19 protein-coding genes are annotated in these 23,935 nt (G+C 71.5%); 14 read left to right on the plus strand and 5 right to left on the minus strand.

The window, feature by feature from the left end; all coding sequences use genetic code 11:
- Positions 1–64: 64 nt before the first annotated feature.
- The 13 genes from OHB00_RS17185 (at position 65) to OHB00_RS17245 (ending at position 15,674) form a co-directional block, all read left to right on the plus strand.
- Entirely contained in the window at positions 65–724 is a 660-nt protein-coding gene (locus OHB00_RS17185; RefSeq protein ID WP_406435775.1) for a YceI family protein, read from the plus strand.
- A gap of 203 nt (positions 725–927) precedes the next feature.
- On the plus strand, positions 928–1,905 hold the full coding sequence (locus tag OHB00_RS17190) for an alpha/beta hydrolase (RefSeq protein WP_406435776.1): 978 nt from the start codon (positions 928–930) through the stop codon (positions 1,903–1,905).
- On the plus strand, positions 1,902–3,983 hold the full coding sequence (locus OHB00_RS17195; RefSeq protein ID WP_406435777.1) for a hypothetical protein: 2,082 nt from the start codon (positions 1,902–1,904) through the stop codon (positions 3,981–3,983). The genes OHB00_RS17190 and OHB00_RS17195 overlap by 4 nt, the downstream gene beginning before the upstream one ends.
- The gene (locus OHB00_RS17200) at positions 3,980–4,912 is read left to right on the plus strand and encodes an AAA family ATPase (RefSeq protein ID WP_406435778.1); all 933 of its coding nucleotides are present in this window, start codon (positions 3,980–3,982) and stop codon (positions 4,910–4,912) included. Before OHB00_RS17195 ends, OHB00_RS17200 begins: the two co-directional genes overlap by 4 nt.
- Positions 4,905–7,802, plus strand: coding sequence for a TIR-like protein FxsC (locus OHB00_RS17205; RefSeq protein WP_406435779.1), 2,898 nt, complete (start codon positions 4,905–4,907; stop codon positions 7,800–7,802). The genes OHB00_RS17200 and OHB00_RS17205 overlap by 8 nt, the downstream gene beginning before the upstream one ends.
- 248 nt (positions 7,803–8,050) lie before the next feature.
- Positions 8,051–8,575: a hypothetical protein gene (locus tag OHB00_RS17210; RefSeq protein ID WP_406435780.1), complete on the plus strand. Its 525-nt coding sequence runs from the start codon at positions 8,051–8,053 to the stop codon at positions 8,573–8,575.
- A gap of 119 nt (positions 8,576–8,694) precedes the next feature.
- Complete coding sequence (locus OHB00_RS17215; RefSeq protein ID WP_406435781.1) at positions 8,695–9,318, plus strand: class F sortase; 624 nt, start codon at positions 8,695–8,697, stop codon at positions 9,316–9,318.
- 557 nt (positions 9,319–9,875) lie between these two features.
- Positions 9,876–10,220 (plus strand): hypothetical protein, encoded by a 345-nt coding sequence (locus tag OHB00_RS17220; RefSeq protein WP_406435782.1) that lies wholly within the window; start codon positions 9,876–9,878, stop codon positions 10,218–10,220.
- Positions 10,220–12,835, plus strand: a complete 2,616-nt coding sequence (nirB, locus tag OHB00_RS17225) for a nitrite reductase large subunit NirB (RefSeq protein WP_406435783.1) — start codon at positions 10,220–10,222, stop codon at positions 12,833–12,835. The genes OHB00_RS17220 and nirB overlap by 1 nt, the downstream gene beginning before the upstream one ends.
- Positions 12,832–13,182 carry a nitrite reductase small subunit NirD gene (gene nirD / locus OHB00_RS17230; protein ID WP_406435784.1) on the plus strand — a complete coding sequence of 117 codons (351 nt, stop codon included), beginning with the start codon at positions 12,832–12,834 and terminating at the stop codon, positions 13,180–13,182. The genes nirB and nirD overlap by 4 nt, the downstream gene beginning before the upstream one ends.
- 57 nt (positions 13,183–13,239) lie before the next feature.
- Entirely contained in the window at positions 13,240–13,824 is a 585-nt protein-coding gene (locus OHB00_RS17235; protein ID WP_406435785.1) for a TetR/AcrR family transcriptional regulator, read from the plus strand.
- A gap of 62 nt (positions 13,825–13,886) precedes the next feature.
- A complete protein-coding gene (locus OHB00_RS17240; RefSeq protein WP_406435786.1) occupies positions 13,887–14,660 on the plus strand; it encodes an SDR family NAD(P)-dependent oxidoreductase in 774 nt (257 codons plus the stop codon).
- A gap of 75 nt (positions 14,661–14,735) precedes the next feature.
- Entirely contained in the window at positions 14,736–15,674 is a 939-nt protein-coding gene (locus OHB00_RS17245; RefSeq protein WP_406435787.1) for an aminoglycoside phosphotransferase family protein, read from the plus strand.
- A 16-nt stretch (positions 15,675–15,690) separates the two neighbouring features.
- On the opposite strand, the gene OHB00_RS17250 is transcribed toward OHB00_RS17245, so the two are convergent.
- Together OHB00_RS17250 and OHB00_RS17255 are read right to left on the minus strand one after the other, a co-directional pair.
- Positions 15,691–16,257 (minus strand): YciI family protein, encoded by a 567-nt coding sequence (locus OHB00_RS17250; protein WP_406435788.1) that lies wholly within the window; start codon positions 16,255–16,257, stop codon positions 15,691–15,693.
- 282 nt (positions 16,258–16,539) lie between these two features.
- Positions 16,540–17,703, minus strand: coding sequence for an alpha-hydroxy-acid oxidizing protein (locus OHB00_RS17255; RefSeq protein WP_406435789.1), 1,164 nt, complete (start codon positions 17,701–17,703; stop codon positions 16,540–16,542).
- Positions 17,704–18,014: 311 nt separating this feature from the next.
- Here OHB00_RS17255 and OHB00_RS17260 point away from each other — a divergent pair, with 311 nt between their 5' ends.
- The gene (locus tag OHB00_RS17260) at positions 18,015–18,743 is read left to right on the plus strand and encodes a rhomboid family intramembrane serine protease (protein ID WP_406435790.1); all 729 of its coding nucleotides are present in this window, start codon (positions 18,015–18,017) and stop codon (positions 18,741–18,743) included.
- 311 nt (positions 18,744–19,054) lie between these two features.
- Here the strand turns inward: OHB00_RS17260 and OHB00_RS17265 are convergent, their stop codons facing one another.
- From OHB00_RS17265 to OHB00_RS17275, 3 genes are all read right to left on the minus strand, one after another.
- On the minus strand, positions 19,055–19,276 hold the full coding sequence (locus OHB00_RS17265; protein WP_365791150.1) for a hypothetical protein: 222 nt from the start codon (positions 19,274–19,276) through the stop codon (positions 19,055–19,057).
- Positions 19,277–19,541: 265 nt separating this feature from the next.
- A complete protein-coding gene (gene ppdK / locus OHB00_RS17270) occupies positions 19,542–22,262 on the minus strand; it encodes a pyruvate, phosphate dikinase (RefSeq protein ID WP_406435791.1) in 2,721 nt (906 codons plus the stop codon).
- Between the two features lie 420 nt (positions 22,263–22,682).
- A complete protein-coding gene (locus OHB00_RS17275) occupies positions 22,683–23,903 on the minus strand; it encodes an ROK family protein (protein WP_406435792.1) in 1,221 nt (406 codons plus the stop codon).
- Positions 23,904–23,935: the final 32 nt, after the last annotated feature.

The raw sequence follows: 23,935 nt of genomic DNA on the forward strand, positions 1-23,935 counted from the left end.
CCATAACTCCGTTGTCCTGACAAGCCCTTGCGGCGATTTCGTGCGTGCACTAACTAGATAAACCATGAACTTGTTCAGCCGCCCCCACACCTCCCGGCGCACCCCCACAGCCCCCTCCCGCCCCCCGCAGGCGCCCTCCTCCCCCACCTCCGCACCCGTCCTCCTCGACCCCACCCTCGCCGCCCTCACCGGTGAGTGGGTCATCGACCCGGCGCACAGCAGAATCGGCTTCTCGGTCAGGCATGCGATGGTGACGACGGTCCGCGGGGCCTTCACCGAGTACAAGAGCCGCCTCTACTTCGACGGCCGCGACCCGTCCCGCTCCCAGGCGGAGATCATCCTCTCCACGGCGAGCGTCGACACGGGCGTGGAACAGCGGGACGCCCACCTGGTCGGCCGCGACTTCCTGGACGCCGCGACCCACCCCCGCATGCGCTTCGCCAGCACGGCGGTGCGTTTGAAAGCGCCGGATGTCTACGTCATGACCGGCGACCTGACCATCAAGAGCACGACGCGCCCGGTGGACCTGGAACTCACCTACATAGGCAACGTCACGGACCCCTTCGGCTACCAGCGCGCCGGCTTCGACGGCACCACCACCATCAACCGCATGGACTGGGGGCTGTCCTACGACTCCCGGCTCGCGGAGGGCGGGGCGATGGTGAGTGAGACGGTACGGCTGCAGTTCGACATCGCGGCGATCCGGACGGTGCCGGAGGGCTAAGGCACCGACCGGACGACGGCGGATTGCCGCGTGCTCCCGGCCTCACGCCTTCTCGCTCCTTCTCGCTCCTTCTCGCTCCTTCTCGCTCCTTCTCGCTCCTTCTCGCTCCTTATGCTCGGGTTTTACCGGACAAGGGACTTCCCGGTGTCACGATTGCTACCCTCATGTCCTGCCAGTGGTCCAGCTGGGGCTCAAGGGGGAGCATGAAGCCGCGTTTGCTCTTCGTGCACGGCGTGGGCGGCCCTCGCAATCCGGCCGCCGAACTCGACTCATGGCTGCGGGCGCTGGCCGAGGGAGGCCGCCACGCGGGACATGCACGGCGGTTCCTCGACCTGACTCAGGGGTGGGCGGCCGACGCACGGTTCGTGTACTACGGCCACCTGTTCGGCCGCCCTCAGGAGCAGGGCGGAGACTCCGACCACCTGGACGATCCGGAGAGCTGCGACGCGGCCGAGGCCGAGCTCATCCGTGAACTCTTCCGGGAGGCGGTGACCGAATGGCTGGCCGAGTCCACCGACGAGCAGGAAGCTGCACCGCTCCGGCACGCCCAGGCCCAGCTTGACCCCGACGGCGGAGCACAAGGTGCCGGTGCGGTCGTCAGGCAGGTCCTGGACTGCGCGAACACGCTCCTGTCCGCACCAGGACTGCGCACGGTCGGCACCTGGGCCAGCGCAGGTTTGATGGTGGGTCAGCTGCGTCAGGTCACCCGATACCTGCGGCGCGCGGAGCAGGACGGTACGGGAACGACCCTCGACACCCGGGTCCGCCGCTGCCTCGACCAGGAACTGGACTCCGGCGTTCCCACGATCGTGCTGGCCCATTCGCTGGGTACGGTGGTAGCGCTGGAGGCGCTCCACACACACGACGTAAAGGTTCCCCTGTTCGTCACCCTGGGCTCGCCCATCGGAATGCGCGCGGTCGTCGGTCGGCGAGTCCGGCCCCAGCCGTTGAGAGTTCCCGAATCGGTCGGCAGATGGCTCAACTTCTGGGACAAGGACGACTTCATAGCCGTCCGGCCCCGGCTGGAGAAGACACTTCTGCCCAATCACCAGGGTGTCCTGCCCCGCAGCAGGCGGATCGACTCGGACGGCCCCTGGGTGCACCCAGCCGTGAAATACCTGGCCCAGCCAGGAGTGGCAGGCCCCGTGATCGAGGCGATCGAGAGAGCCACCGCGTCATGACCGGGCCGGTCACGCGCAGACACGCGCTCGTCATCGCGCCGCAGTGCGCCGAACTGGAGGTGCTCGACGAACTGGACGTCGTGGCCCAGGACCTCTACCGGGCGCTCACCGACGAGTGGACCGGTGCCTGCAGGCCGAGCCCCGTCTCTGGTTCGTCGCCGCTGCACGGCGCCTCTGTCAGCCAGGCCCTCGTCGAAGGCGTGCTCCGTGAGGCGGCCTCGGCAGCGGCAGCCGATCAGGCCGTCCTCATGGTCGCCCTGATCGGTCACGGGATCATCTCGGGCAGGAATCCGACCCTTTTCCTGATGGCGGGCGACTCGCGCAGGGACGTCACCGGGTCCGCGGTGAACGTCGGGGAAATCTTCACGCGCACCCTGGAGACACCCGGACTGCCCGGGGTCATCCTCCTCGTCGACACCTGCCACGCGGGAGGGGGGCTGCCCGACCTCAGGGCATTCGATGGGGGCGTGCGCAGGGGCGCGGCGGATTTTGCGATGCTGACGGGGGTCAGTGCCGCGCAGACGGCCCACGGGCTCGCCTTCTCCCGGGGCATCTCGCGCGTCCTCACCGAAGGCATCGTCGGCGCCGGTGAGCTGCTGCATCCCACGACCGTGCTCCGCGCGGTACGGGACGCCGTCCCGGGGCAGGACGCGCGACACGTGAGCTACGAAGGGGCCAGGTTCGGCCGGCCTCTGTGGCTCGCCCGCAACGCGAGCCACCGGCTGGGCGGATCCGCGCTCGGTCCCCGGGCCACCGCCGAACTGCGACGCGCTCTGGAGCCGCTGGGCGGAATGTCCCTGCTTCCGGAACCGGTGTCCGGAGCCGACGCGCTCCGCCGACTGCACGCCGGCCTCCTGCAAGCACGGGAGCACGACGACTCCGCGACGCTGGCCTGGGCGCTGCGTGTCGTGCACGGCACCCTGGACGGTGTCCGCACCGTCGACTTCCTCTCCGCATGGCCAGGAGAGCGCCCCCTCACATCGGAACGGCTACGCCGCGCCCTGTGGCTGGCGGTGGGTCGGCCCGCGGCGCCCCTGCCCGGGAGCGCGGGCACGGCGTTGCTCACGGACGCCGTGGAGTACCTGCGACTGCACGCGCCGGGTGACGCCGAAGCGAGAAACGCCAGACTCGCGCACTTCGTCGCCGCACTGGCCGTCGACGACGGACTCACGGCGCAGCATCCGCAGCTCCGCGCCTGGGCGACCTCGATCGGCGTACGGGTCGAACTCGACGAGGCCTTCGACGCACTGGGCCGGCGCGGCACCGAGGCCCGGCTGCGGCTCGTCGTCAGTCTGCACGCCGCCGTGGCCGACCAGTGGCCCGAGACCCTGGAGGCATGGCTGCTGGACCGGGGTGAGGTGTTCGCCCACGAGGGCCGGTTCGCCTGTCCGCCCACCCAGCAGGGCGTCGAGCGCGAACTGGAGCGCGCGGTGAGATGGGCGTCCACGGAAGCCCGGAAGATCGGGGTGCGTCCGCGTTCCGTGGACATAGCCGCCTCGGCCGCGCTGCTGTTGCGCTGGCGGCCCGAGCTGACGTCCTTCGGCGAGCTGCTGGGCTTCCGGTACAACGTCCTGTTGCGCTGGAGCGAGCGGCTCTGCCCGCCCCAGCACCTGTGGTGGATCAACGACAGCGCCCGTGACCGGCTGGAACAGATCACCGCGTGGGGAGCGGGGCAGGCCCCCGTCGACTGGCTCGGTGAGCAGGACATGGCCCGCGCCGACGAGTTGAAGGAACGGCTGGGGCGAGGCGAATTCGACCGCGCCGTCGCGCTGGCGCACCGGCCGCCGCGCTTCGAGCAACTCATGGAGACGCTCCTGGCCTACGCCCCGATCGTGCTGTGGCCCGGCGTCGAGGACTGCACAAGGGAGGGGTTCCAGGCCAGCCTCGACAAGTTCTGGCACCTCCTGCCGGCGGAGTTCTGCGAGGCCTACCGGTGCAGCTGGCGGAGGAAAGCGCCTGGGCAGCCCGACGGCCGGGAGCAACTGGCGCAGTGGCGCACGATCTGGCACGACGCAGAGTGGCTCGACTTCTGCGACTGGTTCGGGCAGTACACCGTGACGGGGGAGAACGCCTCATGACCTGGCAACCCTTCTACGTCGGGGACGGTGTCCCGCGCGACGTCGAGCTCGGGGATCCGCCGCCGTGGCGGAGCTTTCCCCGGCAAGCCCTGCACAAGGAGTTCCAACCGCCGCCCGGTTTGATCAATGCCGTCAACGCCGCGCTGGCCCTGCGCCGCCCGCTGCTGTTGACCGGCGCGGCGGGGTCCGGCAAGTCCACGGTGATCGAACAGGTCGCCGCGGAACTGAAACTCGGCGAGGTGCTGCGCTGGCACATCACCTCCCGCAGCACCTTGAGCGAGTCCCTCTACCGGTACGACGCCCTCGGCCGGATCCACGCCCAGCGGCTCGGCGGCCACGACGACATCGGGCCCTTCCTGGAACTGGGGCCGCTGGGCACGGCGCTCGTCGCGGTGGGCCGCCCGCGCGCACTCCTCATCGACGAGATCGACAAGAGCGATCTGGACCTGCCGAGCGACCTGCTCGACGTACTGGAACGCGGCGACTTCGAGATCCCCGAACTGGCCCGGTACACGGAGACCGACGACACCGTCGAGGTACGCCAGTGGCGCAGCGACGACACCACGTCCGTGCACCGAGGACGTGTTCAGTGCCGGCAATTCCCCTTCATCGTGATGACGAGCAACGGCGAGCGGGACTTTCCGGCGGCCTTCCTGAGGCGTTGCATCCGGTTCACCATGCCGAAGCCTTCTGTGGAGGCTCTGCGCAAGGTGGTCGAGGCACACCTGCGGACGAGCGTCGACGAGGACCGTGCCGGCACGGTGGACGAGTTGATCAAGTCGTTCGTGCAACGGGTCGCGGCAGGTGAGAGCCTCGCCGTCGACCAGCTCCTGAACGCGATTCACCTGCTGACGGGACCGTCCGGACTGACCGGTGAGGACGGGGCAGCGGTGATGGCCCTCGTGCTGCGAGAGCTGTCCCGTGCCTGATCACGTCGCGCCGGAGAACGACCCGCTGGCACGGCTTCTCACCACGCTGACCACCGTCGCGCCGGACTGGGGCGCCATGGATCTGGCCGACGCGCTGTGGCTGGCCTCACGGATCGACGGGAACACGAGCGAGTGGGCCAGGCCGTCCGCGTCGGACCTGCCCGAGAACACGTCCCCCACGCAGGCGGCCGACGCGCCCGGTACCGATCCGCAGCCCGGGGCCCGGGCGGAAGACCTCCATGAGCGCCGCGCCGAGACCGACGTCCGGATTCCCGGTGACGCGGTGGCCGTGCCACAGGCGGCGGCCCTGCCGCTGGCGCTGGAGACCGGGCGTGCCGTGCGGCCGTGGAAGCGCCGCTGGCCACGGGGCCGCCGACTGGTTCTGGACATCGACGCCACCGTGGACGGTTACGCCCGCAGCGGAGAGCTGCTGCCGGTCTTCGGCCCCGAGCCGGAACGGTGGTTCGACGTGACCGTGGTGGTGGACCGGTCGCCCGCGATGCGGGTGTGGCAGGAGACCGTCACCGCCTTCGCGGCCGTGCTGGACCGGCTCGGCGCCTTTCGCACACTCCAGATGTGCGACCTGCTCCTCACGGACAGCGGGCCTGAACTCAGCGACCGGCAAGCCGAGCCCATGAGCCACGGGCGGCTTCGCTCCGCCGACGGCCGACGGCTGGTCATCGTGGTCTCCGACTGCGCGGCCGCCGGCTGGCGGGACGGTGCCGTATGGCGGTTACTGCGCGAGTGGGCCACCTCGACGCCCGTCGCGCTGCTCAATCCGCTGCCGGTGAAGCTGTGGCGCAGAACGGGACTCGATCTGCCGACGGTTCGCGTCTTCTCGGCGACGCCCGGTGCGGTCAACGCCCGGCTCTCCTTCGACAGGCCGCCGTTGCTGCCCGACGGGGAGGCGGCGCATGACGACGGATGGCAGCCCGTCCCCGTCCTGTCGCTGTCCCCGCACACGCTCGACCGCTGGTCCCGCACGGTGATGCGACGGGCTCCCGAAGGATGCGGGGCCGTACTCGTGCCTTCCTGGGGACGGCCCGCGAGCGCCGTTCGCGGCAGGCTGCGAACGGTGACAGCGGACGACTTCGTACGGACCGCGTCCGCACCGGCGGTGCGCCTTGCCGTCCTGTGCTCCACGTTCAGCAGGCTGAGCATCCGCCTGCTGCACCTCATCCGGCAGGAGCTGGTGCCCGAGGCGTCTACGGCGGACGTCGCGGAGGTCCTCGTCAGCGGGCTCTTCTCGCTCGGTACCGGCCACGACGGAACGACCGAGCTGAGCCTGTCCGAGCCGGTGCGCCGGCAGCTGCAGCAGTACCTCGCGCAGCACGAGATGTGGCGGATCACCGAGGCACTCAACCGCCATGTGGCCGCCCTGGAGGGCAGAAGCCGGCAGATCCCGTCCATGGCACACGACCCGGCAGCGACCACCGGGATCCAGGCGGAGATCCAGGCATTCGCCCAGGCGTCCCGGCACACTCTGGAGATGCTCGGGCTGGTCAGACAGGAGGACACGGCTGCCCCGGACCGGACAGCGGTCGAGGCGAGGGAGGAGCGGTCTCCGTCCCCGCCGATCGGGGCGGGACCGCGCCTGACGTCGGCGGGATGGTTTCCTCCGGAGCCCCACAAGCGACCGTACTTCTTCCTGTCGTACGCCCACACCCCGCCGTGGGGCCCGGGCGGCGACGATCCGGACCACTGGGTGCGGGTCCTGTTCAACGACCTGTGCAGCCATATCATGGCGCTCACCGACCTGCCCGCGGGCTGCCCGGCCGGGTTCATGGACCGGGAGATGCGCTCCGGGGAGGGCTGGCCCGAGAAGCTGAGCGAGAACCTCGCTACGTGCCGGGTGTTCGTGCCGCTGTTCTCGCCGCGCTACTTCTCCAGCGAGATGTGCGGCCGCGAGTGGTACGCCTTCCACGAACGGATGCTGAACGCCAGGACCACCGGGGCGGCCACCGCCTCGGCCATCGTGCCCGCTCTGTGGACGCGCGTCGACATGCGTGAACTGCCGGACTCGGTACGGCACATCCACGTCGAGAACGTGTCGTCGAGCGGGCGGTACCTCAGCAACGGGATCTACGGGCTGATCAAGCTCAGCCGGCTGCGCGACGAGTACGACGAGACCGTGTTCGGCCTCGCCGAGCGCATCGTGCAGGCGGCCCGCGAGTCCGGGCTGCCGCCCGGCCGCCCCCGGGACTACGAGAGCACGCCGAGCGCCTTCAAACCGCGCGGCACCGGACCGCGGCACATCCGGCTGACCGTTCTGGCACCCACCCGGGACACCGTGCCCGCCGACCGCGACCCCAGGTCGTACGGCGACGACGCGCTGGACTGGAACCCGTACTACGCGGAGTCAGCACGGCCGTTGCCCGCCTTCGCCGAGGAACTGATCCGTTCCCTGGACTACCGGGTGACCGTCTCCAGTTTCGACGACGAGAACCTGACCGGAGACGCCGATGACGTCCCCGGACCGACCATCCTGCTCGTGGACCAGTGGGCGCTGGGCGACGAGGAACGCCGCAGCAGACTGAGGACATTCGACGCCTACGCCAGCCCCTGGGTGAGCGCGATCGTGCCGCGCTCCCGGGCCGATCTCCAGAACCACGGGGAGCACGGCCGCCGGCTCGCCGGGGAACTGGAGCGGGTGATGCCGACGGCCCTGGAGCGGGCCCGGCGCAGCGACACCCGGATCGCCGTCAACGGCGTACCCACCCTCAAGTCCTTCACCAGGGTGCTGCCCGAGGTCGTCGCCTACACCACCCGGCAGTTCCTGAAAAACACGGTCGGGCTGCCCCTGGACCCGCACGTCCCCAGACCCCGCCTGGCGGCCCCCCACCCGTCGTCCGACCCGGACACGGGAGACGCCCCCGGAGGAGAGGCCTGACGGCGCCCTCGGCCGGGCCGGCCAGGGTCACCCGTTCACTCCCCCCGCCCCCACCATTCGTGTGTTCTTCATACTTGCGCTCGCGCAACCCCCTTGACCTGCTCGGATTCCCCCTCAACCGACCTCGCGGGCTCTCGCCGTGACACCCGTTCATCCCAAAACTGACGGTGTCTCAGGGAGCGGGGCCGGGCGGTTGGCTTTTACCTCGGTAGAGCAAGGGAGTGGACGACCTCGACCGAGGGAGCACCATGCGACGCACCGACCGTGTGCTGACCGGGACCGCGCTGGCCGTGGCCACCGTCGGACTCGCCGTCGCGCCGGCGTACGGCGGCGGCACCGGCAGCCTCGACGTGTACCCGTCGACGGCGGCGGCAGGTGCCCAGGTCACCGTGAACACGGCGGCGTGCGGCGAGAAGGGAACGGCGGTCGGGGACGCCAGTGCGGTCGGCGCCGGCCAGTTCACCCTTGCACCCAGTACGCACGAGGGCGAGGCGATCGGGCAGTTCCAGGTGCCGCCCAGCGCGCAACCGGGGACGTACGAGATCGTCGCGAAGTGCGCCGAGGGGAACCGGCAGGTGACCGGGGACCTGGTGGTGGCACTGGCGCCGGCCGCGGGGCAGCAGCTGCAGCCCCACGGCAGTGTGAAGACGGGGGTCGGTGGCGCTCTTGGCTCCGACCCCGTGCAGACCGCGGCGGGCGTGGCGGCTCTGGCCGTCGCCGCCGCGGGCGGTACCTGGCTCCTGCATCGCCGGGCGAGAGGCGATGTGATCTGACGGACACCCTCCGCTGTCCGTCCGCCGGTACCGCACATCCCACCCCCTCCGGGTCCGACGCCCCTCGCGGCCCGGAGGGGGTAGGGGGTCACCTCAGGGAGATGGGGAGAGGGGTTCGCATGCGCAGGATCGGGGACGCCGCGATAGCCACCGTAAGCGTCATAGCCCTCTGCTCCGGTGTCTGGCTGCTCGGCCCCGGCAGCGGACCGCGCACCCCGCCGCCCCAGCCGTCCGCCGCCGAGGGCCGCCCCGACCCCGGCGAGGAACGCCTCGAAGCCCCCGCGCTCTCCCCCTCCCCGCCCACCCGCATCCGCATCCCCGCCATCCGCGTGAACGCCCCCCTCATGGGCCTCGCCCTCACCCCCGCCGGCAGCCTCGACGTCCCGCCCGCCACGGAGAAGAACCTCGCCGGCTGGTACGAGGCCGGCACCACCCCCGGCGAGAGGGGCACGGCGATCGTCGCCGGGCACGTCGACAACACCGAGGGCCCCGCCGTCTTCTACGACCTCGGCGCCCTCCGGCGCGGCGCGACCATCGAGGTGGACCGGCGGGACAGGAGCGTCGCCGTGTTCAGCGTCGACGCGGTGGAGGTCTACCAGGCCCGTGACTTCCCCGACGAGAAGGTGTACGGCGCCGCGAAACGCCCCGAGCTCCGCGTCATCACCTGCGGCGGTGGCTACTCACGCACGACCGGCTACCAGGGGAACGTCGTCGTCTTCGCCCACCTGACCGGCAGCCGCTGACGAGGCAGGCCGGTGCCCCGGGGTCACCGGGGTCATCAAGGCCCCGGGGTCACCAAGGCCACCGAGGCCACGGGACAACCGGGCCGCCGGGGCCGCAGGACCACCGAGGCCACCGGGCCACCTGCGCCGCGGGACAACCGGACCACCGGGCCACCGAGGCCACCGGGTCACCGAGGCCGCCGGGTCACCGGGTCACCGGGTCACCGGGTCACCGAGGCCGCAGGACCACCGGGTCACCGAGGCCGCAGGACCACCGGGTCACCGGGTCGCCGGGGCGCCGGGGCGCCGAGCCACCATCGGCCGGCCGCGGTCCGAGACGACGTGCACGGAGACCTCCGCGCGCAGGCCTTCCGCGGAGGGCGTGCGTGAACGACGTACACAACCGTTCCCCGGCGTGGCCACCCCCGTCGCCGCCCCGCGTTTCCCCCACCTCACAGCCCGCACCGCTCCGCCCCCGGACCCCTCACACCCAAGCCCCTCGCCCGAAGAGGGCAGCGTTCCTCGCGGGAAACAGGAGTGATGCGGCCGGGTAACGTCGGCCCCGCACGCTCCTAGACATGACCTCGAATACGCGTGTGGTGGTGATCGGCGCCGGCCCCGCGGGTGCCCGTCCCGCCCGGCGACCCGGCGCGCTCGACGGCACCTCCGTGCCGTCCGGGACGCCCGTGGGCGACGAGGAGCACCGCCGGTACGGCAGGGCGCTCCGCGCCGAGGTGCCGGCCGGCCGCCGCGACGCCCCCGAGGTGACCGCCCGTGGCGCCGGCCGCGCGGACGGCACGGCGATCGCATACGACACACCGGCCCCGGCCACCGGCTCCCACGCCCACCACCGCGTGCTCCCGCCGCCGCGCCGCCCGCTCCCCCCTCTGCTCCACCTGCTCACCAACGATGGAGGCTCCTGATGACCACCACCCCCGGGGCCACCCCCACGCTCGTGCTCGTCGGTCACGGCATGGTCGGCCAGCGCTTCCTCGAAGCCCTCGCCGAGCGCGGTCTGACCGCCACGCACCGCGTGGTCGTGCTGTGCGAGGAGCCGCGTCCCGCGTACGACCGCGTCGCCCTCACCTCGTACTTCTCGGGCAAGACCCCCGACGAACTCTCCATGACCGACATGGAGTTCATCGCCGCCCACGGCATCGAGCTGTACGTCGGCGACCCGGCGGAGACGATCGACCGCGCGGCGCGGACGGTGACGGCCAGGTCCGGCAGGGTCTTCGCGTACGACACGCTCGTGCTCGCCACCGGCTCCTACCCGTTCGTGCCGCCGGTCCCCAACAAGGACGCGGCCGGCTGCTTCGTCTACCGCACGATCGAGGACCTGCTCGCGATCGAGGAGTACGCGAAGACGGCATCGACAGGTGCCGTGGTCGGCGGCGGACTGCTCGGCCTGGAGGCGGCCGGCGCGCTGAAGGGGCTCGGACTCACCTCCCACATCGTGGAGTTCGCGCCGCGGCTGATGCCGGTGCAGGTGGACGAGGGCGGTGGCGCGGCCCTGCTGCGCACCATCGAGGAGATGGGCCTGACGGTCCACACGGGCGTCGGCACCCAGGAGATCGTGGTCGGCTCCGACGGCGCCGTGACGGGCATGAAGCTGTCCGACGGATCCGAACTCGCCACCGACCTGGTGGTGTTCAGCGCCGGTGTCCGGCCGCGGGACCAGCTCGCCCGGGACTGCGGTCTGACGGTCGGCGAACGCGGTGGCATCACGGTCGACGAGCAGTGCCGTACCGTCAGTGACCCGCACGTCTTCGCGATCGGCGAGTGCGCGCTGGCGGCGGACGGCCGGGTGTACGGGCTGGTGGCGCCGGGTTACGAGCAGGCCGAGACGGCCGCGGCGACCATCGCGTCCGACGAGGCCGCCTTCACCGGCGCCGACCTGTCCACCAAGCTGAAGCTGCTCGGCGTGGACGTGGCCTCCTTCGGGGACGCGCACGGCACGGCCGAGGACTGCCTGGACGTCGTCTACTCCGACTCCCGTTCGGGCCTGTACAAGAAGCTGGTCATCGCCCGGGACGGCACCCTGCTCGGCGGCATCCTGGTCGGCGACGCGGACGCGTACGGCACCCTGAAGGCCTTCACCGGTTCGGTGCCGCCGGTCTCCCCCGAGTCGCTGGTGCTGCCGGCCGGCGCGAGCGGCGGCGCGCAGCTCGGCCCGTCGGCCCTGCCGGACGAGGCGATCATCTGTTCCTGCCACAACGTCAGCAAGGGCACGATCCGCGGCGCGGTGACCGAGCACTCCTGCACCACCGTGCCGGAGGTGAAGAAGTGCACCAAGGCCGGTACCGGCTGCGGCAGTTGCGTCAAGGTGATCGGTCAGCTGGTCACGGCGGAGCTGGAGGCGTCCGGCGTCGAGGTCGACAAGGGCCTGTGCGGCTGCTTCGGGCAGACCCGCGAGGAGCTGTACGAGATCGTCCTCGCCCTGCGCATCAACACCTACCAGGACCTCCTCGACCGGTACGGCCGCGAGGGCGCCCGGGGCGGCGACGGCTGCGAGGTCTGCAAGCCGGCGGTGGCGTCGATCATCGCTTCCCTCGCCCCGACGATCGGCGCGAGCGGTTACGTCCTGGACGGCGAACAGGCGGCGCTCCAGGACAGCAACGACCACTTCCTCGCCAACCTCCAGAAGAACGGCTCGTACTCGGTCGTCCCGCGCATCCCCGGCGGTGAGATCACCCCCGAGGGCCTGATCACGATCGGCGAGATCGCCCGCGACTTCGGCCTCTACACGAAGATCACCGGCGGCCAGCGCATCGACATGTTCGGCGCGCGGGTCGAACAGCTCCCGCTGATCTGGATGCGGTTGGTGGACGCCGGCTTCGAGTCGGGCCACGCGTACGGAAAGGCCCTGCGGACCGTCAAGTCCTGTGTGGGGTCCACCTGGTGCCGTTACGGCGTCCAGGACTCGGTCCGGATGGCGATCGACCTGGAGCTGCGCTACCGGGGGCTCAGGTCGCCGCACAAGCTCAAGTCGGCGGTGTCGGGCTGCGCCCGCGAGTGCGCGGAGGCCCAGTCGAAGGACTTCGGCGTGATCGCCACCGCGGCCGGCTGGAACCTGTACGTCGGCGGCAACGGCGGCGCCACCCCGCGCCACGCGGACCTGCTCGCCCAGGACCTCTCCGACGCCGAACTGATCCGGCTGATCGACCGTTTCCTGATGTTCTACATCCGCACCGCCGACCGCCTGGAGCGCACGTCGACCTGGCTGGAGCGGATCCCGGGCGGCCTCGACCACGTCCGTGACGTGGTGGTCGAGGACTCCCTCGGCATCTGCGAGGAGCTGGAGTCGCTGATGGCGGCGCACGTCGCCAACTACGCCGACGAGTGGGCGACCACCATCGACAACCCCGAGAAGCTCGCCCGGTTCGTGTCCTTCGTCAACGCCCCGGACACCCCCGACCCGGTCGTCGGCTTCGTGCCCGAGCGTGACCAGATGAAGCCCGACCTGCCGCTGCTGTCCATCGGCCTGCGCCGCGCGGACCGCACGGCGGACGTCCTGGAAGGAAGCACCCAGCGATGACCCTGGCACCCGAGACCACCGACCTGAAGGTCCAGCTCCAGCTGACGGACAGCTGGTTCACGGTCTGCGACCTGAACCAGCTGACTCCCGGCCGGGGTGTGGCCGTACTCCTCCCGGACGGCCGTCAGGTCGCCGTCTTCCGCGACCGCACCGACCGCCTGTACGCCATCGACAACCGCGACCCGTTCGGTGGCGCGGCGGTCCTCTCCCGCGGGCTGACCGGCACCCACCAGGGCCGCCCGTTCGTGGCCTCCCCGCTGCTGAAGCAGCGCTTCGACCTGGAGACCGGCGCGTGCCTGGACGACGAGGCGGTAGGGGTGGCGGCCTACGAGGTACGGGCGGCCTGAGACCTCCTCCCCCTGGAAGCTTGACTGACCGTTCCAGAAAATCCTAGGCTCTGGCACATGGCCAGGAGCAAGGAGTTCGATCCCGACGCCGCGCTGCTGGCAGCCCTGGAGCTGTTCTGGCGGCGCGGCTACGAGGCAACCTCGATGGCCGACCTGGTCGAGCACCTGGGCATCGGCCGGGCCAGCCTCTACGCGACCTTCGGCAGCAAGCACGACCTGTACCTGAAGGCGCTGGACCGCTACCAGCAGGACCGGCTCCCGGGCCTCCTGCACGCCCTCTCCCAGCCGGGGCCGGTCCTCCCGGCCGTCCGCGCGCTGGTACGGCAGTACGCCGACGAGTCCGCCGCCGACGACCTGCGCCTGCGCGGCTGCCTGGTCACGAACACGGCGGCGGAACTGGCCCCGCACGACCCGGCGGCGGCCCGCAGCGTCCAACAGAACTGGGACCGCGTCGAGACGGTCCTGCACACCGCCCTGGTCCGGGCCGGGGCCCAGGGCGAGCTGCCCGCCGGCCGCGACCCGCTGGCCCTCGCCCGCACCCTGCTGGTACTGCTCCAGGGCCTGCGGCTGGTGGGCAAGGCGTCGGCCGAACCGGCCCGGGTCCGGGACGCGGCGGAACAGGCACTGCGGCTCCTGGACTGAAGGATGCGGCTCTTTTTTTGACCTGATACTGAACCGATCGTTCAAGAAAAGGAGGCTCACGCATGACTGCCACTGGGGAACGTTTCCCGGGTCGTACGGCACTGGTCACGGGCGCCGGCAGCGGGATCGGCCGGGCCGTCGCCCTGGCGTTCGCGGCGGAGGGCGCGCGGGTGGTCGTGGCGGGCCGTCGCGAGGCGCCCCTGAAGGAGACGGCCGCGCTGATCGAGGAGACGGGCGGCGAGGCGCTGGCGGTGCCGGCCGACGTGGCGCGGGCGGGGGACGCGGAGGCGCTGGTGGCGGCCGCCGTACGGCACTTCGGCTCGCTGGACGTGGCGGTGAACAACGCGGGGATCTTCCGGGGCGGCGCCCCGCTGGCCGACCTCCCGGAGGCCGACTGGCACGAGCAGCTGGCGGTCAACGTCACCGGGGTGCACCTGGCGCTGGGGGCGGAGATCCGCCGGATGCGCACCCAGCCGGCGGGCGGTGCGATCGTCACCGTCTCCTCCACCTTCGGCAGCCACACCACCTCCCCCGGCGCCGCCGCCTACTCGGCGACGAAGGCCGCGGTGACGGCCCTGAGCCGGGGCGCGGCGCTGGACCACATCCGGGACGGCGTCCGCATCAACGTCGTCAGCCCCGGGGCGACGGCCACGCCGATGTCCCTGCGTGCGGGCGAGACGGAACAGGACCGCGCGGAGCGGGTGCGGACCGCCCTCCCCCTCGCCCGTGTCTCGTCGACGCGGGAGATCGCGGCGGCCGTGCTGTACCTGGCCTCCGACGCCGCGGCGTCGGTGGTGGGAACGGACCTGGTGGTGGACAGCGGCGGCTCCCTGTGACCGTACGGGCCGTCCGGGCCGTACAGGTACCTCGGTCGTACGCCGCGCGAACCGGACGGCGCGTAGGGTGCCAGGGTGATCGGCATTCCGGAGGCGCTGGTACGGGGCACCGTCGAGCGCGAGGGAGACCGCGGAGCGGCATGGATCGCCGGACTCCCCGCGGTGGTCGAGGAGTTGCTGGAGCGCTGGGAGTGCGCACCCGACGGCGAGGTGACGCACGGCGGTGTCGGGGTGATCGTCCCCGTCCGGCAGGGGACCGGGCCCGCCGCCCGCCCCCGCGTCCTCAAGGTGTCCTTCCCGCACCCCGGCAACGTGCACGAACCGGACGCGTTCGAGGCCTGGGCGGGCCGTGGCGCGGTCCGCCTGCACCGGCGCGACGACGCCCGCTTCGCCCTTCTCCTGGAGCGGGCCCACCTGACGACGCTGGCGGCGCTGGAGCCCGCCGACGAGACGGTGATGGCGATCGCGGGCCGCCTGAACCGCCGCCTCGCCGTCCCGGCCCCACCGGGCCTGCCCCGGCTGCGGGACCACGCCGACGCGTGGGCGGCGCAGCTGCGCGAGGACGCCGCCGAACTGTCCCACGCGCTGCCGCCCCGCGCACTGGACGCGGCCGTCGCCACCGCCCGTGAACTGGGCCGGACCCAGCCGGACACCCTCGTCCACGGCGACCTGCACGCACGCAACATCCTGCGGGCGGACCGGGAGCCGTGGCTGGCCGTCGACCCGAAGGGCTGTGCGGGCGACCCGGCGTACGACGGCGGCACCCTCCTCAAGTCCCGCGCCCTGAACCTCATGCGCGCCGACGATCTCCAGAGGACGGCCCGCCGCCTCCTGGACGTCTTCGCCGAAGCGGCGGAACTCGACCGCGAACGCGTCTGCCGCTGGGCCCAGTTCCACGCCGTCCAGACGGCGTTCTGGGGCCGCCGGCACGGCTTCCGCATCGCACGCACGGGCCCACGCCTGGACCGCGTCACGGAGTTCGCGGACCGGCTGGCGGAGTCACTGGTCGTCTAGACGTCGGTTCGTCCCGTCACCGGCGCCCGCCGAACTCCCAGTCGTGCACCTCCACATCCGCGTACCGCACCGCCCCCAGCACGGCCCGCGCCCGGTCCCGGTCCGGGGCCCGCACCAGGGCCGCCGTGCCCACCCAGGCGGTGCCGTCGTCGGAGAGCAGCGGGCCGAAGGCGATCAGGTCGTCGTGGTCCGTGCCGGGCGGGAGGCCGGGACCGGCGACGGCACCGGCGGCAGGTGCCGGTCCCAGGCCGAGCACCAGGTACCGGTTGCCGCCGGTGCGGCCGCCGGGGAACTCCCACATGGTGCGCCCCAGCAGGTTGCGCCACCGCCGCAGCAGAACGTCCCGGTACACGCCGGCCTGGTAGTTGGGCTCGTCGAAGGCGAACGCGCGGGCGGCGGCGGGGGCGGGCAGGTCGACGATGTGCACACTGCCGGCCGGCACCTCACCGCCCGCACCGAACGTCGGCCCCCGAGCGATCAGCCCGGCCGCGTAGCGGTCCATGTAGGCCCAGTGGTCCTCCGCCAACTCCGCACGCAACGCCACGGAGCCGACCCGGTCACGGTGGTAGCAGAAGAACTCCATGACCCAGCAGCCTCACCCAGAACGCCCCAGCACCTCAACCCGGTTGTTCCCGGCCGCGCTGAGGCCCTCGGTGGGCAGGTCATGGTCATGACCGCGGAGACCGGCCTGGCCGACCCCGTCTTGCGACAGCCGAACGTGGCGAAGACGGTGAGCGCCGCCGCGCGCACCCGCTCGCGGCGGCGGGTGTCCCCTCGGGTCACGCCCATGGGCACACCGTACCGACCGGGCGTGCTGTACATGTTCCGTCGGTTCTGTTCAGCGGCGGTGCACCGTCCGCCCCGGTCAGGCGACGCGGCGCAGCGTCTCGGGGGTGAGGTCGGCGAGTGCCGGGTAGCCGTCGACGGCCATGATCAGGTCGGCCTCGGCGAGCAGCGCGCGCAGGACGTGAACGAGGCCGGGCTCACCGCCGTGGGCGAGACCGTACGCGTAGGGACGGCCGACGCCCACCGCCGTCGCACCCAGCGCGACCGCCTTGATGATGTCGGCGCCCGTCCGGACCCCGGAGTCGAACAGGACCGGCAGGCCGTCGGCGGCCTCGACCACCCCCGGCAGCGCGTCGAGGGCGGGCAGGCCGCCGTCGGCCTGCCGGCCGCCGTGGTTGGAGCAGTAGACGCCGTCCACGCCGGCGTCCTTGGCGCGGCGGACGTCCTCGGGGTGGCAGATGCCCTTGAGGATCAGCGGCAGATCGGTGATCGACCGCAGCCAGGGCAGGTCGGCCCAGGTGAGCGGGTTGCCGAAGATCCCCGCCCAGAGCGCGACCGTGCCCTGCGGGTCCTCCTCGGGGCCGCGGCCGCCGAGCAGGGCGCGGAAGACGGGGTCGCTGGTGTAGTTGGCCAGGCAGTTCCCGCGCAGTTGCGGGAAGTTGCTGGTGCTCAGGTCGCGGGGCCGCCAGCCAGTGATCCAGGTGTCCAGGGTGACCACGATCCCCTTGAACCCGGCCTTCTCGGCCCGGTGCACCAGGCTCTCGGCCAGCTCCCGGTCGGTGGGGGTGTAGAGCTGGAAGAACCCCGGGGTGGAGCCGAACTCGCCGGCCACCTGCTCCAGCGGGTCGACGGTGAGCGTCGAGGCGACCATCGGCACGCCGGTACGGGCCGCGGCGCGGGCGACGGCGAGGTCACCGTGACCGTCCTGCGCGCACAGCCCGATCACCCCCACCGGGGCCATGAACAGCGGCGAGGGCAGCCGCATCCCGAACAGGTCGACGGACAGGTCCCGTTCCCTGGCCCCGACCAGCATGCGCGGCATCAGCCCCCAGCGTTCGAACGCGCTGACGTTGGCCCGCTGCGTCCGCTCGTCGCCGGCGCCGCCCGCGACGTAGGAGCGCACCGACGGGGGCAGCGCGGCCAGGGCCAACGGCTCCAGATCGGCGTACGACATCGGGAACGGCGGCACCACTCCGCGCAGCCCGTCGAGGTAGATCTCGTTCTGGTAGTCGGCGAACGCCATGACCCGGCCCTTCTTCACGACTGCGCCCGCGAGGTGCGGGCACCTGGAGGTCCACAAGGGAAGAGTGGCGCACAACGGCACCGAAACGCAGGATTCCGGCCCAGCAGGCGGAGAGACGCAGGACGCTGCCGCAGCTCCGGGCCTGCTGAGCGAGGAGGAGTGGCGCTGATCAACGCGCTGCAGCTGAGCCCGCGCGGCTCCTGGACCGAGTTCGGCCGCGCTCTGGGCGTCGACCCGGTCACGGTGGCCCGGCGCCGTCGTAAAGTGCGCCGTGGTGGGGACGCGACAGCCGTGCGAGGGGGAGCCTGCCCATGGGTGCGTTGAAGAAGGACCGGCCCGCAGCGGTGCCGACGAGTCCCGAGCAGATGATCGCGGAGGCGCGGAAGGCGTTCTTCGTGATGTTCGGCCTGCTCGCCGTCGTCTGGCTGTTGCAGCTGGCCAACTACTCCGACCACTACGCCTTCTCCCGCGACCACGCGGTGGTCTCCGGCGACGTCGGCACCCTGCCGGACATCCTGGTGGCGCCCCTGCTGCACTGGAGCTGGGCGCACATCGAGAGCAACTCCGGCCCGCTGTTCGTCTTCGGCTTCCTCGCCGCCTACCGGGGCGTGGTGCGGTTCCTCGGACTGACCCTGCTGATCGCGGCGAGCAGCGGCCTGGTGGTGTGGTTCTTCGAGCGCGGCGACGTGGCGACGGTCGGCGCCAGCGGCCTGATCTTCGGGTACCTCGGTTACGTCGTCGTCCGGGGACTCTTCGACCGGCACCTGATCGACACGCTGATCGGGATCGTCATGGGAGCGTCCTTCGCCTACCTCCTCACCGTGGCCGTGCCCGGCACACCGGGCGTCAGCTGGCTCGGTCACCTCGGCGGGCTGCTCGGGGGCGTGGCCGGAGCCTGGCTCTTCCGCGACCGCCGCGCGCCGCGGGCGGCCACCGGCGGCATCGCCCCGCGTACCGCCGCCGGCGGCAGCGCACAGCCGCGTCCCGGCTCGCCGCGCGCCGACCTCTACAAGGAACTCGACGACCTCGGCCTGCTCTGACCGGCAGGGCGTCCGCCCACGTCCACGTCCACGGCCGCAGCCGGTGCTCGCCTGAACGACCGTGAACGGGGCTGGACGACGGCTTGACTAGGCGGCCACGGACCGCCCCGCAGGCGTGCCCGGGTCGGGCTCCGGTGCGTCCCCGGACCAGAGGAGCTCGTCCTCTCCGAAGTCCGGGGCGTGGAAGGGCTGGGTCGTCGGAGGCGGCGACACCGCGGTGGGACGGCTGGGCTGCCCTTCCAGGGCGGAGAACAGCGAGGTGGCGTCGATGAGATTCTGCCTTTCGTTACAGGTCCCCAGGCACAACGGTCCTAGAGCTTGGTCATCTTGGCGTACGGACTCAGGATCCGCATCTGCGCCGAGCCGAAATCCACGAGCGCGGCGATTCCGTCCTCGACGCCGATGACCCGGCCGAGGCCGTACACGTCATGCGTGACCTGGTCGCCCATCGCGAAGTGCTTGGGAGCCGGTGTGACGGGGGCCTTGAAGGGGCTGGTGGGCAGATGACGCTTCGGTGCCGCGGGCTTAGTCATGACTCAGTATGAGCCCAGCTTGGCCCTCGTCCGCTGTGGCCGTCGGCACAGATCCACCGGAAAAACCCTGCATCCTGCCTCTGACCTGCTGTTTCAACTCTCGATGAAGCCCCGGCAAATACTTCCACCGCGGTAACCGGGTACACGAAGGGGCGGCACCCCCGCACGGGTGCCGCCCCTCTTTTGCGTGCCGGGGCCGCCGTCCATCGGTCTTGAGGGTCGGGGACGGACGGCGGACCCGGGGTTCACGGGGTTCCCGACGGGGTCAGCGGTGGTCGCTGCCCGTCGACTCGGTGGCCGCCCGGCCTGCCTCCAGGCGGGCCACCGGGATCCGGAACGGGCTGCAGGAGACGTAGTCCAGGCCCACCTCGTGGAAGAAGTGGACCGACTCCGGGTCGCCGCCGTGTTCGCCGCAGACGCCCAGTTTCAGGTCCGGGCGGGTGGCGCGCCCGGCCTTGGCCGCCGCTGCCACCAGGGAGCCGACGCCGTCCCGGTCGATCGTCTCGAAGGGGGAGACGCCGAAGATGCCCTTCTCCAGGTAGGCGGTGAAGAAGGAGGCCTCGACGTCGTCCCGGGAGAAGCCCCAGACCGTCTGGGTCAGGTCGTTGGTGCCGAAGGAGAAGAACTCGGCCGCTTCCGCGATCTGGGCCGCCGTCAGGGCCGCTCGCGGCAGTTCGATCATCGTGCCGATCGACAGCTTCAGGTTCGTGCCCGTCGCCGCCTCCACCTCCGCGATGACCTGGTCGGCCTCCTCGCGGACGATCTCCAGCTCCTGGACCGTGCCGACCAGCGGGATCATGATCTCGGCGCGCGGGTCGCCCTTGGCGTTCCTGCGTTCGGCGGCGGCCTCGGCGATGGCGCGGACCTGCATCGTGAACAGCCCGGGGATGACCAGGCCGAGGCGTACGCCGCGCAGGCCGAGCATCGGGTTCTGCTCGTGCAGGCGGTGGACCGCCTGGAGGAGGCGGAGTTCGTTCTCGTGGGGTTCCTGGCGGGACTCGGCGAGGGCCACGCGGACCGAGAGCTCCGTGATGTCCGGGAGGAACTCGTGCAGCGGCGGGTCGAGGAGGCGGACCGTGACCGGGAGGCCGTCCATCGCCGAGAAGAGCTCGACGAAGTCCTTCTTCTGGAGGGGGAGAAGGGCGCTGAGGGCCTCCTCGCGGTCCTCCTGGGTGTCCGCCAGGATCAGGCGTTCCACCAGTTCGCGGCGGTCGCCGAGGAACATGTGCTCCGTGCGGCACAGGCCGATGCCCTGGGCGCCGAAGCGGCGGGCGCGCAGGGCGTCCTCGGCGTTGTCGGCGTTGGCGCGCACGCGCAGCCGGCGCTTGCGGTCCGCGAAGGCCATGATGCGGTGGACGGCCTCGACCAGTTCGTCGGCGTCCTGGGCGCCCGCGTGCATCCGGCCCTCGAAGTACTCGACGACCGGGGAGGGTACGACGGGGACCTCGCCCAGGTAGACCTTGCCCGACGAGCCGTCGATGGAGATGACGTCGCCCTCTTCGACGACGTGGCCGCCGGGTACGGTCATGCGCCGGCGCTTGGTGTCGACCTCCAGGTCCTCCGCGCCGCACACGCAGGTCTTGCCCATGCCGCGCGCGACCACGGCCGCGTGCGAGGTCTTGCCGCCCCGGGAGGTCAGGATGCCTTCGGCGGCGATCATGCCGTCGAGGTCGTCGGGGTTGGTCTCGCGGCGGACCAGGATGACCTTCTCGCCCGAGCGGGACCACTTCACCGCCGTGTACGAGTCGAAGACCGCCTTGCCCACCGCCGCGCCCGGCGAGGCGGCGATGCCACGGCCGACCTGCTGGGCCTTCGCCTGCTCGTCGAAACGAGGGAACATCAGCTGGGCGAGCTGGGCGCCGGTCACGCGCTGGAGGGCCTCGGTCTCGTCGATCAGGCCCTGGTCCACCAGCTGGGTCGCGATCCGGAAGGCCGCGCCCGCCGTGCGCTTGCCGACCCGCGTCTGAAGCATCCACAGCTGACCGCGCTCGATCGTGAACTCGATGTCGCAGAGGTCCTTGTAGTGGTTCTCCAGCGTCTCCATGATCTGCATCAGCTGGTCGTACGACTTCTTGTCGATGTTCTCCAGCTCGGCCAGCGGGACCGTGTTGCGGATGCCCGCGACCACGTCCTCGCCCTGGGCGTTCTGGAGGTAGTCGCCGTAGACGCCCTGGTGGCCGGAGGCGGGGTCGCGGGTGAAGGCGACGCCGGTGCCGGAGTCCGGGCCGAGGTTGCCGAAGACCATCGAACAGACGTTGACCGCGGTGCCGAGGTCGCCGGGGATGCGCTCCTGGCGGCGGTAGAGCTTGGCGCGGTCGGTGTTCCAGGACTCGAAGACCGCCTTGATGGCGAGGTCCATCTGCTCGCGCGGGTCCTGCGGGAAGTCCCGGCCGGCCTCGGTCTTGACGATCTTCTTGAACTTGGTGACGAGCTTCTTGAGGTCGGCGGCCTCCAGGTCGGTGTCGACGGTGACCTGCTTGGCCTCCTTCGCCGCGTCCAGGGCCTCCTCGAAGAGCTCGCCGTCGACGCCGAGGACCGTCTTGCCGAACATCTGGATGAGGCGGCGGTAGGAGTCCCACGCGAAGCGGTCGTCGCCGGCCTGCTTGGCGAGGCCCTGCACGGACTTGTCGGAGAGGCCGATGTTCAGGACCGTGTCCATCATGCCGGGCATGGAGAACTTGGCGCCGGAGCGGACCGAGACCAGGAGCGGGTTGTCGGCCTGGCCGAGCTTCTTGCCCATCCGCTCTTCGAGGGCGTCGAGGTGTGCACTCACCTCGTCACGCAGTGCCGTGGGCTCCTCGCCGCTGTCGAGGTAGACCTTGCAGGCTTCCGTCGTGATCGTGAAGCCGGGGGGAACGGGAAGCCCCAGGTTGGTCATCTCGGCGAGGTTCGCGCCCTTGCCACCCAGGAGGTCCTTGAGGTCCTTGTTTCCCTCGGTGAAGTCGTAGACGAACTTCGCGACGTGGGGTTCTTTGTTTTCCGACACGGGTCTCGACTCCCTGGAAGACTCGGTGGCTGCCCTGACGGCCAGGAACATACCCAGATCGAAGGCGCCTGGGTACGTCTACTTGCGTGTCATGCGCCCGTAACCCGTCGTCCGCCACCGGATCGAAAGTCAAAGCTTGGCAAGCGGAGACCGGTTTGTGTTTTCACTTCTTGAACGCAAGACCGCTCAACACCGCACCTTTCCGCTCAGATGAGCAGGGATACTGCACGTCTGATTTCGATCGATGAACGATCAAGGGGTGGCACCCAGTGCCACCCCTTGGAGAAGTGCAGTCGCCCATGATCCGCTCATCTGAGCACAACCCTTATCAAGGGTGGCGAGAATCACGCTGCCACAGACCGCCCGAGTTCACCATGCGGACGCGACGGCGGACACCCGAACGCGCCCGAAACGCGCCGGTCACACGCCCAGCGCCAGCAACCGCTCCTCCACCCGCTCCGGCGCGTACAGGTGCTCCACGACCAGCGCCCCCGCCCCGATCAGCCCGGCCCGCTCACCCAGCCGCGAGGTCACGACGTCCAGGTGAGCGGTGGAGCGGGGCAGCGCCCGCTGGTAGAGCAGTTCGCGCACGCCGGTGAGGAACGGGGTGCCCGCCAGGTCGCCCGCGATCATCAGGACACCCGGGTTGAGCAGGGTCACGACCGTCGCCAGCACGTCTCCGACCACGCGGCCGGCCTCCCGCGCCAGGGCGGCCGCCTCCGGATGGCCCGAGGCGAGCAGGTCGCGCACGTCCGCACCGGAGGCCGCCGGCACCCCGGCCGCGGCCAGCCGCCGGGCCACCGCGCCGCCGCTGGCGACCGCGGCGAGACAGCCGTACGAACCGCAGCGGCACTGCGCGTCCGCGCCCACCCGGATGTGGCCGATGTCCCCGGCGCCGCCGTCGATGCCCCGGTAGACCGAGCCGTCCATGACGACACCGGCGCCGATACCCGTCGAGACCTTCACGAGGACGAACGCCGAGCAGTCCGGGTAGCCGGTGCGCTGCTCCCCGTACGCCAGCAGGTTCGCGTCGTTGTCCACCAGGACCGGGACCGGCGGGGCGCCCGCGTGCTCCGTGAACGCCCTGGCCAGGCGGGCCCGTATGTCGTAGCCGTCCCAGCCCGGCATGATCGGCGGCTGGACCACCCGGCCGGTCTCCATGTCGACCGGTCCCGGCACCGCGAGGCCGATCCCGCACACCTCCCTGGCGCGGCGGCCGGCCTTCTCCAGCAACTCGGCGAACCAGTGGCCGAGGTCGCCGAGCACGGCGTCCGGGCCGTCCTGGATGACCAGGGTGCCGGAGTGCTCGGCGAGGATCTCGCCGGTGAGCGAGAGCACGGCGGCACGGGCGTGGCGGGTCTCCAGGTCGGCGGCGAGGACGACCGCGTGCGAGTCGTCGAATTCGAGGGTGATGGAGGGACGTCCGCCCAGCGGGGAGTCGACCGGGCCGCCGGCTCCCTCGCGCAGCCAGCCCGCGCGGAACAGCCGGTCCAGGCGGTGACCGACGGTCGCGCGGGAGAGCCCGGTGGCCTGCTGGAGGGCGCCACGGGTGACGGCCCGTCCGCTGCGCACCAGTTCGAGCAGATCGCCGGCGCTCGCCTGTCCGCCGCCCTTGCCGGTCCTGCCGGGACGTCCGGTCATGCGCACCCCCTTGTGTTTCTCAAGCTTGCATT

The sequence above is a fragment of the Streptomyces sp. NBC_00631 genome (assembly GCF_045206895.1).
Lineage (GTDB): Bacteria > Actinomycetota > Actinomycetes > Streptomycetales > Streptomycetaceae > Streptomyces.